This is a genomic window from Micromonospora sp. NPDC047738, assembly GCF_040642675.1.
Taxonomy (GTDB): Bacteria; Actinomycetota; Actinomycetes; order Mycobacteriales; family Micromonosporaceae; genus Micromonospora.
Genome location: NZ_JBEYSO010000004.1, coordinates 366952 through 379745 on the forward strand (window position 1 = coordinate 366952; position 12794 = coordinate 379745).

A 12794-nucleotide genomic window follows, 5' to 3' on the forward strand; every position below is an offset into this window, starting at 1 on the left:
CCTGCGCCGCCCGGGGTGGAACGTCGGATCACCTCCCCGCCCCGGCGGCCGGCGTCGCGGCGCCGGCGGCCCGCCGCGCCGGCACGGCGCGGCGGAGCAGCAGGCTGACGTTCTGGCCGCCGAACCCGAACGAGTTGGTCAGTGCGTACTCGGCCCGGGTGGCCCGGGGCGCCGTGCGGATGTGGTCCGCCGCGCAGTCCGGGTCCGGGTCGTCGAGGTGGTAGGTGGGCGGCAGCAGCCCGCGGCCGAGCGCCAGCGCGGTCGCCGCGGCCTCCAGCACCCCGGAGGCGCCCAGCAGGTGCCCGGTGAGTGCCTTGGTGGAGCTGACCGGCACCCCGCCGACGCCGAACACCTCGGCCAGCGCGGTGGTCTCGGCGATGTCGCCGAGCTTCGTGCCGGTGCCGTGCGCGTTGACGTAGCCGACCTGGCCCGGCTCGGCGCCCCCGCCGGCCAGGGCGCGGCGCATGCAGCCGGCCGCCCCGGCGCCGTCCGGCCGGGGCGCGGTCGGGTGGTACGCGTCGCTGTTCACCCCGTACCCGGCGACCTCGGCGTAGCCGGTGACGCCGCGGGCGGCGGCGTGCTCGGCGCGTTCCAGCACCAGCAGCGCCGCTCCCTCGGCGAGGACGAACCCGTTGCGCCGCTTGTCGAACGGGCGGCTGGCCTCGGTCGGCTCGGCCCAGCCGCGGGCCAGCGCGCGGGCGTTGCCGAAGGTGTCGGCGAAGGTCGGGAACAGCGGTGCCTCGCTCGCCCCGCAGAGCACCACGTCGGCCTCGCCGGCGCGGATGAGCCGGACCGCGTCGGCGACCGCCTGGGCGCCGGACGCGCAGGCCGTGCCCACCGCCGAGCTGTAGCCCCGGATGCCGTGCGCGATGGCGATCCGGGCCGACGGCATGTTCGGCAGGATCCCGGTCAGCAGGTACGGGCTGACCGCGGCCCGGCCCCGGGCGGCCCGGGCGAGCACCTGGCTCTCCAGCGTGGACATGCCGCCGACGCCGCCGACGATCACCCCGATCCGGTCCGGGTCGACGTCCCGCCCCACCTCGATGCCGGCGTCGGCGAGCGCCTCGGCGGCGGTGATCAGGGCGAGCAGCACGATCCGGTCGAGCACCTTCGTCTCCGGCCCGGAGGCGACGCTGCGCGGATCCACCTCCGGCAGCATCCCGGCCACCTCCAGGCAGTCCCGGGCCGGGTGCCCCTCGGGCGGGCGGCGCAGCCCGGACCGGCCGGTGGTGAGCGCGTCGAAGGTCTCCTCGACGCCCCGGCCGGCCGGGGTGAACAGCCCCATGCCGGTGATGACGGCGGTCATGACGCCGACTCGGTCAGGTAGCGCTCGCGCAGCGCCACCTTGCGGACCTTGCCGGTCACGGTGACCGGGAGGTCGTCGGCGCGGACCGGCACCACCCGGCGCAGGGTGGCGGCCAGGTCCGGGCCGAGCGCGGCGCGGATCCGCTCGGTGCGGTCCTCCGCCGGGTCGGCCCCGGCGGCCAGTTCGAGGAGCACGTCGGTGACGACCGGGGGTCGCGGCGCGGCGTCGGACGAGTCGAGCCGGAGTGGTCGGCCGGCCCGGTCGCCCTCCTTGACGATCACCACCGTGCAGTCGGTGACGTCGGCGCAGGCGGCGAGGATCCGCTCCTCGGACAGCGCGGTGAAGAAGCGCTTCCCGTCGCCGGCGTCGACCGAGTCGACGGCCCGGTCCAGGTGGTAGTAGCGCCCCTCGTCGTCGGCGTAGACCAGGTCACCGGTGAGGTACCAGCCGCGCAGCCGGGACCGGTAGGTGGTGACCGAGTCGTTCCAGTAGCCGCGGAACAGCGACGGCGAGTCGATGCCGAGCCAGCCGACCTGCCCCGGGGGCAGTTCGTCGCCGTCGTCGTCGAGGACGGCGACCTTGGTGAACCGGTACGGGCGGCCGACGCAGCGGCCGTACCGGTCGGTGTCGACGGTGTGGGTGATGTGGAACATCGAGTGCCCCATCTCGCTGGAGCCCAGCCCGTCGATGAAAACCGACCCCGGTACCCGGGTCACGCCCTCCCGGGTCACCACGTCCCGCGAGCCGACCTTGACCAGCCGCCGCACGTGCGGCTCGTGTGAGCAGTCGCCGGTGTTGAACCACAGCCGCACCGAGTCGAGGTCGTAGCCGGACAGGTCGAAGCGGGCCAGTTCCGCCCAGGTGACGGAGAACCCGAAGACTCCGTCCGGCCGCCACCGCTGGATCGCGTCGAGCACCCGCTCGCCGCCCTGCTCGGACAGCAGGTACATCTCCGCCCGGTTGCCGAGCGCCTGGTTGACCATCAGCACCGTCGCGGTGTGTGGGGCGGGCAGCGCGTTGAGGATCCGGCCGGTGCCCTGCGCCTGCGGCATGGACAGCAGGTGCCGGGTGGCGGCGAACAGGCTGGCGTGCGAGTGCAGCACGGCCTTCGGCACGCCGGTGGTGCCGGAGGTGTGGGTGATGACGACCGGGTCGTCCGGGTGATGCCGGTGGTGGGCCGGAGCGGCGGCCGGGTCGCCGGCGCCCGCCTCGGCGGGCTCGCCGAGCAGCGGGGCACCGAGGTCGTGCCCGTGCAGGGCCGCGGCGTGGGCGGCGTCGGCGAGCACCCCGGCGGCCCGCAGCCGGCGGATGTACTCGGCGGCGATCTCCGGCCGCAGCTTGCCGTTCATCAGCGCGGGGATCGCGCCGAGCCGGGTCAACGCCAGGAACGACAGCACCATGTCGGCGGCGGTGCCGGCCCACACGGCGACCGGGTCCCGCCGCCGCACTCCGCGTTGGTGCAGCCAGGCGGCCCGGGCGGCGACCCGCTCGGCGAGCTGGCCGAGGGTCAGCGGGTGCTCGGCCGGGTGACCGTCGACGGGGGTGTCGAAGGTGAGCCCCGGGCCGTCCGGGTCGGCGCCGTGGGCCAGCACCCGGGCCAGCACGTTGCCCGCGCCGAGCGCCGTGTCGGCGGCCAGCGCGCCGCGTAGTCCCTTGCTCCTCATGGCGTTCCTTCCCCCAGCAGCACCGCGGTCGCCTCGCCCGGCGTCCCGTCCGGCGCCTGTTCGATCAGGACCAGCAACGCCTCGTCGGCGTCGCCGTCGTACAGCAGCAGTTCCGCCTCGGCCGTGCCGTCGGCCCGCGGCTCCCCGGTCGGGCTCAGGCAGACCACCGGGCCGTCCAGTCCCCAGCGCGCCGCGACGTGCCCGGCCACGCTGTTCGGCACCGACTGGAAGAAGAACAGCGGCCCGATCCGGCCGCCGGCGGCGACCGTGGCCCGGACGTGCTCCGCGCTGGCCCGGTCGCCGCTGGCGCTGATCAGCACGACCGCCGTGCGGATGCCGGCCGGTACGGGACACGCGCCGTGCCGGCGGGTCAGGCAGCGGTCGGCGACCGCGGCCACCAGCGGCGGGAACGCCGAGTGCACGAACCCGGGCACCGGGGGCGGCGCCCCGTCGCCGGGTTCCGGCCAGCGCGCCTCGGCGAGGACCCGCAGCCCGCTCGCGGCGATCACGGCGCACCGACCAGCAGGGCCGTGTTGGCGCCGCCGAAGGCCGCGTTGAGGGTCAGCGCGTAGTCGGTGACCGCCGGCCGGGGCGCGTCGGTGATCACGTCCAGTGGGCAGGTGTCGTCCGGGCCGAGGAACCCGGCGTTGACCGGCAGCTTGCCGTGCCGCAGCGCCAGCACGGTGACCACCAGTTCGAGCAGCCCGGACGCTTCGAGGGCGTGCCCGTGCACCGACTTGGTGGAGCTGACCGGGATTCGGCCGGCCCGGTCGCCGAACACCCGGCGCAGCGCCGCCGCCTCGGCGGCGTCGCTGTACGGGGTGCCGGTGGCGTTGGCGTTGACGTAGCCGAGCGCCTCGGCCGGCAGCCCGGCCCGGCGCACCGCCGCGGCGACCGCCCGGGCCAGCCCGCTCCCCTGCGGGTCGGGCTGGCAGGGGTGGTACGCGTCCCCGGCCCGGCCCCAGCCGGGCACGGTGGCGAGGGTGGGGGCGCCCCGGCGGGCGGCGGCGGTGGGTGACTCCAGCACCACGGCGGCCACCCCGTCGCCGAGCAGCAACCCCTGCCGGCCGGCGCTGAACGGTCGGACCGCCCCGTCGGCGGCTAACGCCCGGCCGGCGTCGAAGAGCGCGTACTGGTCCGGCTCGACCAGGTAGCCGGCCGCGACGACGACCCGGTCCAGGTCGCCCCGGCCGATCAGGGTCGCCGCGTCGGCCACCGCGGTGCTCGCCGACACGCAGGCGGTGGTGTAGACCCGGAGCCGCTCCGCCAGCCCGCAGCGCCGGGCCAGGTCGGCGGCGAGCGCGGGCACCTCGGGTCCACCGTGGACGGCCAGGAACAGCGCCGCCGCGGACCGGTGCGGCCGGTCCAGCCCGGCCGCCCGGCAGGCGGCGTCGACCGCGTCGGTCAGCTCGTCGGCCAGCGGGCCGACCTCGGGCAGGGTGGCCGCCACGGTGACCCGGCGGCCGGTGGTGTCGAACCTGCGGACCGGCGCGAACGCCGGGGTGCCGGTGAGCACCCCGGCGAGCAGCGCGTCGGCGCCCCTGCCGAGGGCGCTGAGCGCGTGGACGCCGGTGATCCTCAGGTGCTGCCGCTCAGCCATCTGCGGGCGCGGTCAGCGAGGTGTGGAACACCGCCAGCGCGTCGTCGACGGTGCGGATGCCGGCGAGCTGGTCGTCGCTGAGCTCCATCCGGCGGTCGTAGCGTTGCTCGACGAGGTGCACCAGCCAGGCCAGCTCCATCGAGCCGATCCGGTCCGGCACCTGGTCGACGGGTTTCGCGGTCAGTTCGGCGAGCATGCTCACCAGGTCAGCTCGCCCCAGGTCGGGCTGACCGGCCATCAGGAGCGGTCGCTCGTCGCGCCGGCTACCCGGTCGGCGACCATCGTGGTGAACTCGCCGACCGTCATCAGGGCCAGCTGCTCCGACTCGTCGTCGGCGAACTTCAGGCCGTACCGGTCCTCGACCCGCACGGCCAGGTCGGCCAGGGCCAGCGACTCGAGGTCGACCCCGGAGGGGCCCAGGGTGGTGTCGTCGTCGACGTCCTCGACGTCGTAGTTCATGTCGGCGAGCTGCTCGATGACGAAGGTGCGGACCTCGTCGCGCATGGCGTTAACCTCTTTCCGTGAGGCAGCTACCGGTGCCCGGTCGGGACACCGTGTACGTGTGGCTCGGCCGCACCGCCGGCGACCAGCGGGAGCTGACGCGGCGGCTGCTGCGGCGCGCGGGTGGCGCGCTGCTCGGCCGGTCCGGGACGGAGATCGGGGTACGGCGGGCGCCCGGCGGGCGGCCCGAGGTGTACGCCGGCGACGGGCGGACGCTGCCGGTGAGCGTGAGCCACGTCGACGGTCTGGTCGTGGTGGCCGCCCGGGCGGGCGGGACGGTCGGGGTGGACGTCGAGCGGCGCCGGCCGCTGCCCGCCGCCCCCCTCGGGGACCGCTGGTACGACCCGGGGGAGGCGGCCTGGCTGCGGGCCCGGGACGAGGCCGGCCGGGACCTGGACTTCCTGCGCCTGTGGACGGCGAAGGAGGCGGTCGGCAAGGCGCTCGGCACCGGGCTGCGCGACGGCGGGCTGCGCCGGCGGATGCCGGTGCCAGGCGGTCCCGGCGACCTGCTGCGCCCGGTGCCCGCCTGTCCCGGCGTACGGGTGGGCCACCCGCCGGCCGGGGACGGCCTGGTGCTCGCGGTGGCGGTCGCCGGGGCGGCCGGGGAGGTCGACGTCGTGCTCGCGTAGCGGGCCGGTCATGACGCCGCGTCCCGCAGCGCCGCCGTCGACCGGACCAGCTTGCCGGTGGTGGTGCGCGGCAACTGGTCGAGCAGGTGCAGGGTCCGCGGCCGCTTGTAGCCGGCGAGGCGTTCGGCGAGCAGCTTGTCCAGCGTCTCCGCGGACAGCGGACCGTCCGGCTGGACGTACGCGGTGATGCCGTCGTCCCAGACCACCACCGCGGCGCCCACCCCGGGCAGCTCGGCGACGGTGGCCTCCACCTCGGTCAGGTCGACCTTCATGCCGCCCACCGACACCTGCGAGTCGAGCCGGCCCTGCACCGTGACCAGCCCGGTCTTCGGGTCGACGGTGCCGGCGTCGCGGGTGTGCAGCCAGCCGTCGGCCCACCGGGTCGGGTCGGCGAGCCCGACGTACGGGGACGCCGGGCAGCTCACCCACAGCTCACCGCCGGACTCGCGCACGCGCATGCCGGGGGCGGGGGCGATGGCGGGGCGGTTCGCCCCGTACAGGTCGGTGCCGATGACGCCGACCTCGGTCATCCCGTACATGTTGCCCAGCGGGACGCCGTAGCGGTCGGTGAAGGCGCGGGCGACGGCCGCCGGGACCAGTTCGCCGCCGGTGGTCATCCGCTTGAGCTGGGGCAGCGGTCCCGGCGGGGTGGTGGAGGCGAGCAGTCCGATGTGGAACGGCACGCCGAGCACGGTGGCCGGGGTGTGCTGGGCGGCGACGGCGGCGAGGATCGCGTCGCCGGTGAGCCGCTCCGGCGGCACCAGTTCGACGCCGGCGTGCAGGCCGTAGAGCAGCCCGCCGACCAGGCCGAGCACGTGCACCATGGACGGCAGCAGGATGATCCGCTCGCCGGGCAGCGCCACCCCGTCGATGCGCGTGTAGCGGTGCACCTCGCCGACCAGGTCCCCGGCGGTGCGGCCGATCACCTTCGACGGTCCGGTGGATCCGGAGCTGAGCTGGATCACCGCGTGCCGGCTGCCGGCCGGGCGGTCGGAGTAGGCCGTGATCCCGTCGGTGACGTCGACGAAGATCCGCAGCGCTCCCCCGCCGGTCCGCACCGGGGCCACCACCACCTGCGGGGTGAGCCGGCGCAGCGCCCGGTCGACCTCGTGGTCGGTGAGCCGGTGGTCCAGCAGCACGGCCTGGGCGCCGCTGCGCCAGGTGGCGAGCAGGTTCACCACGTACGCCAGCGACGGCGGCAGCCGCAGCGCGGCGGCCCCGCCGGGACGCAGCCCGGCCTCGGCGAGCCGAGCCTGCGCCTCGCCGACCAGGCGGCGCAGGGTGCCCTTGTCGACCGGTTCGGGCAGGCGTAGGCAGACGTCGGTGGGACGCCCGGTGAACAGGATGTCGTCCACCCAGCTCGCCTCTGCCGCCACAGGATCTTCCGCTACAGGATGCACAGTCACGACCGTCCACCACCCAGCCTCAAAGTGGCCGAAATCCGCCCAATAGGTGCGTTACCCGGAGTGCTGACGAGACCCTACGGCAGCCCTTCGAGGCATAGCTAGATGCAAATGGCTAGATCAGGAAAAGCGGCTGGGTGGATTGCCGAGGATCGATCGGACAGGGCAGGATCGCGATTACGCCGGCTCCAGTCCACCGCCGGCCGCCGCCCCTTGCCCGGCAATCACCGGCACCGTGACGGGGACGGCGCTCGCCCGCCCGGCGAGGATCCACCACGTCCACCGGCACACCCGGTGGACGTGGTGGACACCGCACTAACGGAGCACGGCTTCGCCGAGGGGCGTGCGCCGATAGCGGATCTCGTGCCGGTGTCGTTCCCCGGCGACGAACCCGGCGTCGCGCAGCACCGACAAATGCTCGGAGACCGTCCCGGCTGCCAGCGCGTTGCGGTGGGCCAGCGTGGTCGTGCTGGTCGGCTCGTCGAGGCCGAGCAGCAGCACCGCCCGGGTTCTGCCGATCAACCGACCGAGCGCCGCATGCCGATCGGTGGACAGGGGCTGCCAGAGCGTGCCGAGCCCGCGCGCCGGATAGATCACCGTGGGCTGCCACGGCGGGTCCACGATGACGACGACCTGATCCCACTTGAAGGCGCTGGGCACCAGGACAAGCCCCTCGCCTCGCAGATCGCGATGCTCGTCGTCGCCGTAATCGCGGGTCAGCACGCCGTTGTGCCAGCGCAGTCGTGGATGCACCTCGGCGAACAACCGGTCCAGGCCGCCCTCGGCGAGACGCCGGGTCTGAAACCCCACATCGGCGTCAAGCAGCCCGTGCACTTGCGGCCAGACCGGTTCGACCAGGACCTCCCACGCCTGCCTCACGAGTGAGACCAGCGTCTGAAGAACGAAGGCCGGGTCGCCCAGCAGGAGCCGTCCGGTCGCCGATTCGGCCGCCCCCGGGGTGTCCGCCAGCGACCGGCGCAGCTCTGCGCGTACCCGATGATGGTCGGTGGCCGCCACCGCCTCGATCTCGTCCTCGAACCGGGCGTGCGGGCTGACCGGAGGCGGCGACAGGAAATCGGGGGTGTAGCCGCGACGCGGCTGGAGCAGGGCGATCGGCCGCAGGTCGAGTCCCCGCGTGTCGAGGGTGTCGAGCCAGCGGCGGTGGGGGCCGACCCCTTCGCGCGGGGACAGCAGGCGCACTGCGGACAGCGTCTCAAGCATGGGTGAGATGGCGAAGCGGCAGCGCAGCAGGTCGGTGGGGCTGAACCGCAGCGTGACCGCCATCCGCGCCTTCCGAGAGGAGTAGAGATTCGGCCCATGCCGAATCACTGGCGGCCACGGTACCAGCGCTCGCAGAGTGTCTCCCGTCCGAACCGACGATCAAGAGGAGAACGACGATGAACCCGAGGGCCGACTGGGAGCAGCGCAGCGCGGACCTGTGGGCAGCCTTCAACGCGGCGCCCGACGACTGGGACCAGGAGGAGTTCCGCGACCGGGTCGGCGCCCTCGCCGACGAGCTGGGGTCGGATCATCCGGTGGCGGCGTTCGAGCGAGCCTGCGCCTGGGACTCGACCGGTCATTCGGACAAGGCGGTTCCGCTCTACCGCAAGGCGCTGGAGCTGGGCATCGACGGCATCCGGCGGCGGCGCTCGGTGATCCAGATGTCCAGCTCGCTGCGCAACATCGGGCAGCCCGGGGAGAGCGTCCGGCTGCTGACCGAGGAGCGCGGGCGCGGCTCCGACGAGCTCGACGACGCGGTCAGCGCGGCGCTCGCGCTGGCACTGACCAGCGTCGGCCGGGAGCGGGAGGCAGTGTCGATCGCCGTCGGGGCGCTCGCCAAGCACCTGCCGCGCTACCAGCGGTCGACGGCCAACTACGCCCGACTCCTGGTCGAGCCCGACTGATCCGCCGACCAGACGAGCAAAGCCGAAGTCAGGGGTCAACGTCTGGGCACCGCGAAAGAGCCTCCAAGATCGTGTTGTGCCGCAAGACCTGGACCACCCGCCTAGGGACTCTCTTCCGGCGCGGGTGGGGGCGCGGCGCCGCGCAGGACCAGCGCGCTGTTGAAGCCGTCGAAGCCGCGTGCCCCGACCAGCGCGATACGGCTGCGCGGGCGGCGTGGATCCCGCAGGAAGGGCAGCTCGCAGCCCGCGGCGGGCCGCTGCGGGCCGGCGGAGGCGGGCAGCAGGCCGTGGTGGAAGGCGAGCAGCGCGGTCGCCGCGTCCAGCGCCGACCCACCCTGGTGCGCCCGGCCGGTCAGCGGCTTCTGGGTGGTGACCGACGGCGTACGCTCCCCGAACACCGCCCGCAGGGCGCTCGCCTCCGCCCGGTCGAACGCCGGCACGCCCAGCGCGTCCGGCCAGACCACGTCCACGTCGTGCGGCCGTACGCCGGCGCGCTGCAGGGCCAGCCGCAGCGCCCGGGCGTAGTGGGTCGGATCTGGGCCGGCCTCGGGATCGGTCGGGGCGGCGTCGTGGGTGGCCGCCCAGCCGGTGATCTCGCCGTAGATCCGGGCGCCCCGGTCCAGCGCGTGTCCCAACTCCTCCACCACGAAGACGGCGCCGCCCTCGGCCGGCACGTACCCGCTGGCCCCGGCGTCGAACGGCCGGTAGGCCCGCTCGGGGTCGGCGATGTCGCTGAGCAGCCCCGAGCGGAGCTGGCAGGCCAGCGCGTAGGGGCTGAGCGGGCACTCGGTCGCCCCGGCCACCACCAGCGGGGTGCCCCGACGGACGGTCCGGACCGCGTGGGCCAGGCTGTCCAGCCCACCGGCCGACTCTGACACCGTCACCCCACACGGCCCCTTGAGCTGGTGGTGGATGGACACCTGCCCGACGCTGGCCGCGTAGAACCAGGCGATCGACTGGTACGCCCCGACGGTCCGCGTCGGCCCACCCCACAGCCGCTGCAGCTCCCGCTGGCCGAACAGGTTCCCGCCGGAGGAACTGGCCAGCGTTACCGCCCACCGGTACGGGTCCGGTGCCCGCTCCGGCAGCCCGGCGTCGGCCAGCGCCAGCCGGGTGGCCGCGAACCCGAGATGCGTCCACCGGTCCGTCTGCACCCGCTGCCGGGTGTCGGCGAACCCGCCGGGGTCGAAGTCGGGCACCTCCCCGGCGACCCGGGTGGGATAGCTCGCCGGATCGAACAGGGTGATCGGCCCGGTGCGCCGGGTGCCGGCGACCACGCTGGCCCAGTGCGCGTCGTTACCGATCCCGGTCGGCGCCACCACCCCGATCCCGGTCACCACCGCCCGCGCCGTCATGGCGTGACCGCCAGCCGGCGGAAGACCATCGCGGACTGGAAGCCACCGAAGCCGCTGCCCACCGACAGGGCCACGTCGACGGGCACCTCCCGCGCCTCGTTGGGCACGTAGTCCAGGTCGCACTCCGGGTCCCGGGTGGCCCAGTTGGCGGTGGGCGGGACCACCCCGTACTCGATGGCCAGCGCGCACGCGGCCATCTCGATCGAGCCGATGGCGCCGAGCGAGTGCCCCACCATCGACTTGATCGAGCTGACCGGCACCCGGTACGCGGTGGGCCCGAGCGTCCGCTTGAACGCGGCCGTCTCGTGCCGGTCGTTCTGCCGGGTGCCCGAGCCGTGCGCGCTGACGTACGAGACGGCCGACGGGGCGAGCCGGGCCTGGCGCAGCGCGTCGCTGATGGCCAGGGCCATCTCCACCCCGTCCGGGCGCAGCCCGGTCATGTGGAAGCCGTTGCTGCGGCTGGCGTACCCGGCCACCTCGCAGTAGACGTGGGCGCCCCGGCGGCGGGCATGCTCGACCTCCTCCAGCACCAGCACGGCCGCCCCCTCGGCGAGGACGAAACCGTGCCGGTCGGCGTCGAACGGCCGGGACGCGTGCTCCGGGTCGTCGTTGTCCGGGCTGGTGGCCTGGATGGCGTCGAACGAGGCGACCGTTACCGGGGAGATCGGCGAGTCCGCCGCCCCGGCCAGGACCACGTCCGCCTCGCCGTCGGCGATGAGCTGGTGGGCGTATCCGATGGCGTCGATGCCGGAGGTGCAGCCGGTGGAGACGACCTGGGCCGGGCCGTGCAGGCCGTGCCGGCAGGCCACGTCGGCGGCCAGGCTGCTGGGGACCAGCGCCTGGTAGAGGTACCGCCCGCCGAGGGTGTGGTCCACCAGCCAGTGCCGGCCGGAGTCGCTGACCCGGACGTACTCCTGCTCCAGGGCCATGGTGCCGCCGACGGCGGTGCCCAGCACCACGCCGGCGCGGTCCCGGTCGGCGTCGGTGAGGGTGAGACCGCTGTCGGCGAGCGCCTCGGTGGAGCAGGCCAGGGCGAACTGCACGTACCGGTCGGCGCGTTGCCGTTCGGCGAGGGTGATGCCTGCCGCGTCCGGGTCGAAGTCGCACTCGGCGGCGATCTGGGAGCGGAACGGCGACGGGTCGAAGAAGCTGATCCGCCGGGTGGCGGTCCGCCCCTCGGTGATGGTCTTCCAGAACCGGTCCCGGGTGGCGCCGCCGGGTGCGACGACGCCGATGCCGGTGACCACGGTCCGCCGGCCGGTCACGACGGTTCCCGAGGGGGCGGGGGTGTCTCGGTGTCGACGTGGCCGAGCTCGGGGCGCGGAGCGAGGGGCCCGAGGTGGAAGACCACCTCGGCCGGCTCGTCGCCGGTGTTGCGCAGCCGGTGCCGGACGTCCTTCGGCACGAAGAGCGCCTCCCCCGCGCCGAGCGGCACCGGCCGGTCGTCTAGGTCGACGGTGATCGCGCCGCGGGCGACGTAGAGGAACTCCTCGCTGTAGGGGTGGTAGTGCTCGGCGATCCGCTCCCCGGGGGCGAGGGCGGCCACGCCCATGAACCCGGAGGTGCTGCCGACGGTCTTCGGGCCGAGCAGGACCCGCAGCTCGCCGCCGCGCCGCCGGTCGGCGGGAACGTCGTGCACGGAGACGCGGGCGGTGGTGGTCTCAGGCATCGCGGCCTTCCTTCCCGGTCGACGCGGCCGCCCGCCGTTCGATCCGTTCCTTGATGACGGCCAGCTGGACCTTGCTGTTGGCGTTGATCCGCTCGGTCATGCCGGCGTTGTCGACCGGGGCGGTGGGCTTCATGGCGAAGTCCTGCACCCAGGTCATTCGGGTGCCGCCGGGGACCTCGTCGTAGCGCCAGTGGATGCGCATGTACTCGAACGGGCCGGTCTCCACCCGGTGGGCGTGCACCTGCCGGCTCGCCCGGTCGGCGGTGCGTTCGCTGACCCAGCTCCAGGCCACGCCGTTCTCGTCGGGATGCATGGTGAGCCGGAACCGCACGGTGTCGCCGGTGCGGTCCAGGATCTCCACCGCCGCGTACTCGGTGAACAGCTCGGTCCACCGGGCCACGTCGTTGGTGACCTCCCAGACCAGGGGCAGCGGCGCGGCGATCTCGATGCCGTTCTCGGTGTGTCCGGGCGGGTCGGCCTTGCCGGCCACCAGATCGGCGACGCCGGCGATGCTGAGCTGCCCGGCCTGCTCGGGGATCTTGACCCGCCACCGGTCGGCCACGACCGCGGAGAGTTCGAGCAGGGCGAGCGAGTCCATGCCGAGCTCCTCCAGGCTGGCGGCCGGGGTGCGGGCGGCGGCCTGCGCGTCCAGGCCACAGTGGGTGACAAGGATGTCGGTGATCTGCGCGGCGAGCGGGCGGTCGGAAGCGACGGTCATCGGGTCCTCCAAGCGGTCGGGCCGGCGGCGGGCACGGCGGTGACG

General features: G+C 74.7%; 14 protein-coding genes. 2 read left to right on the plus strand and 12 right to left on the minus strand.

Translation table 11 applies throughout. The features are described from left to right. Positions 1-28 precede the first annotated feature (28 nt). Genes ABZ783_RS09900 through ABZ783_RS09925 form a run of 6 tightly spaced genes read right to left on the minus strand, consistent with a single transcriptional unit; the run spans position 29 to position 5074 of the window. A complete protein-coding gene (locus ABZ783_RS09900; protein ID WP_357435857.1) occupies positions 29-1306 on the minus strand; it encodes a beta-ketoacyl-[acyl-carrier-protein] synthase family protein in 1278 nt (425 codons plus the stop codon). After that, positions 1303-2970, minus strand: a complete 1668-nt coding sequence (locus ABZ783_RS09905) for a class I adenylate-forming enzyme family protein (RefSeq protein ID WP_357435858.1) — start codon at positions 2968-2970, stop codon at positions 1303-1305. Before ABZ783_RS09905 ends, ABZ783_RS09900 begins: the two co-directional genes overlap by 4 nt. Continuing rightward, on the minus strand, positions 2967-3479 hold the full coding sequence (locus ABZ783_RS09910) for a beta-ketoacyl synthase chain length factor (protein ID WP_357435859.1): 513 nt from the start codon (positions 3477-3479) through the stop codon (positions 2967-2969). Before ABZ783_RS09910 ends, ABZ783_RS09905 begins: the two co-directional genes overlap by 4 nt. Continuing rightward, positions 3476-4570 (minus strand): beta-ketoacyl synthase N-terminal-like domain-containing protein, encoded by a 1095-nt coding sequence (locus ABZ783_RS09915; protein WP_357435860.1) that lies wholly within the window; start codon positions 4568-4570, stop codon positions 3476-3478. The genes ABZ783_RS09910 and ABZ783_RS09915 overlap by 4 nt, the downstream gene beginning before the upstream one ends. Then, positions 4563-4808, minus strand: coding sequence for a hypothetical protein (locus ABZ783_RS09920; RefSeq protein WP_073836267.1), 246 nt, complete (start codon positions 4806-4808; stop codon positions 4563-4565). The genes ABZ783_RS09915 and ABZ783_RS09920 overlap by 8 nt, the downstream gene beginning before the upstream one ends. Continuing rightward, positions 4808-5074, minus strand: coding sequence for a phosphopantetheine-binding protein (locus ABZ783_RS09925; RefSeq protein WP_073836266.1), 267 nt, complete (start codon positions 5072-5074; stop codon positions 4808-4810). Before ABZ783_RS09925 ends, ABZ783_RS09920 begins: the two co-directional genes overlap by 1 nt. Before the next feature lie 17 nt (positions 5075-5091). On the opposite strand from ABZ783_RS09925, the gene ABZ783_RS09930 reads away from it, so the two are divergent. Then, the gene (locus ABZ783_RS09930) at positions 5092-5700 is read left to right on the plus strand and encodes a 4'-phosphopantetheinyl transferase superfamily protein (RefSeq protein WP_357435862.1); all 609 of its coding nucleotides are present in this window, start codon (positions 5092-5094) and stop codon (positions 5698-5700) included. A gap of 8 nt (positions 5701-5708) precedes the next feature. Here the strand turns inward: ABZ783_RS09930 and ABZ783_RS09935 are convergent, their stop codons facing one another. Further along, positions 5709-7055: a class I adenylate-forming enzyme family protein gene (locus ABZ783_RS09935; RefSeq protein WP_357435864.1), complete on the minus strand. Its 1347-nt coding sequence runs from the start codon at positions 7053-7055 to the stop codon at positions 5709-5711. 363 nt (positions 7056-7418) lie between these two features. Continuing rightward, positions 7419-8387, minus strand: a complete 969-nt coding sequence (locus ABZ783_RS09940; RefSeq protein WP_357435865.1) for a DUF5937 family protein — start codon at positions 8385-8387, stop codon at positions 7419-7421. A 113-nt stretch (positions 8388-8500) separates the two neighbouring features. On the opposite strand from ABZ783_RS09940, the gene ABZ783_RS09945 reads away from it, so the two are divergent. Continuing rightward, complete coding sequence (locus ABZ783_RS09945) at positions 8501-9007, plus strand: tetratricopeptide repeat protein (protein WP_357435866.1); 507 nt, start codon at positions 8501-8503, stop codon at positions 9005-9007. 101 nt (positions 9008-9108) lie between these two features. On the opposite strand, the gene ABZ783_RS09950 is transcribed toward ABZ783_RS09945, so the two are convergent. Genes ABZ783_RS09950 through ABZ783_RS09965 form a run of 4 tightly spaced genes read right to left on the minus strand, consistent with a single transcriptional unit; the run spans position 9109 to position 12749 of the window. Continuing rightward, complete coding sequence (locus ABZ783_RS09950) at positions 9109-10362, minus strand: beta-ketoacyl synthase N-terminal-like domain-containing protein (protein WP_357435869.1); 1254 nt, start codon at positions 10360-10362, stop codon at positions 9109-9111. After that, positions 10359-11627 carry a beta-ketoacyl-[acyl-carrier-protein] synthase family protein gene (locus tag ABZ783_RS09955; protein ID WP_357435872.1) on the minus strand — a complete coding sequence of 423 codons (1269 nt, stop codon included), beginning with the start codon at positions 11625-11627 and terminating at the stop codon, positions 10359-10361. Before ABZ783_RS09955 ends, ABZ783_RS09950 begins: the two co-directional genes overlap by 4 nt. After that, positions 11624-12031, minus strand: a complete 408-nt coding sequence (locus tag ABZ783_RS09960; protein WP_073836261.1) for a cupin domain-containing protein — start codon at positions 12029-12031, stop codon at positions 11624-11626. The genes ABZ783_RS09955 and ABZ783_RS09960 overlap by 4 nt, the downstream gene beginning before the upstream one ends. Beyond that, positions 12024-12749 (minus strand): SRPBCC family protein, encoded by a 726-nt coding sequence (locus ABZ783_RS09965; protein WP_357435874.1) that lies wholly within the window; start codon positions 12747-12749, stop codon positions 12024-12026. Before ABZ783_RS09965 ends, ABZ783_RS09960 begins: the two co-directional genes overlap by 8 nt. Positions 12750-12794 lie beyond the last annotated feature (45 nt).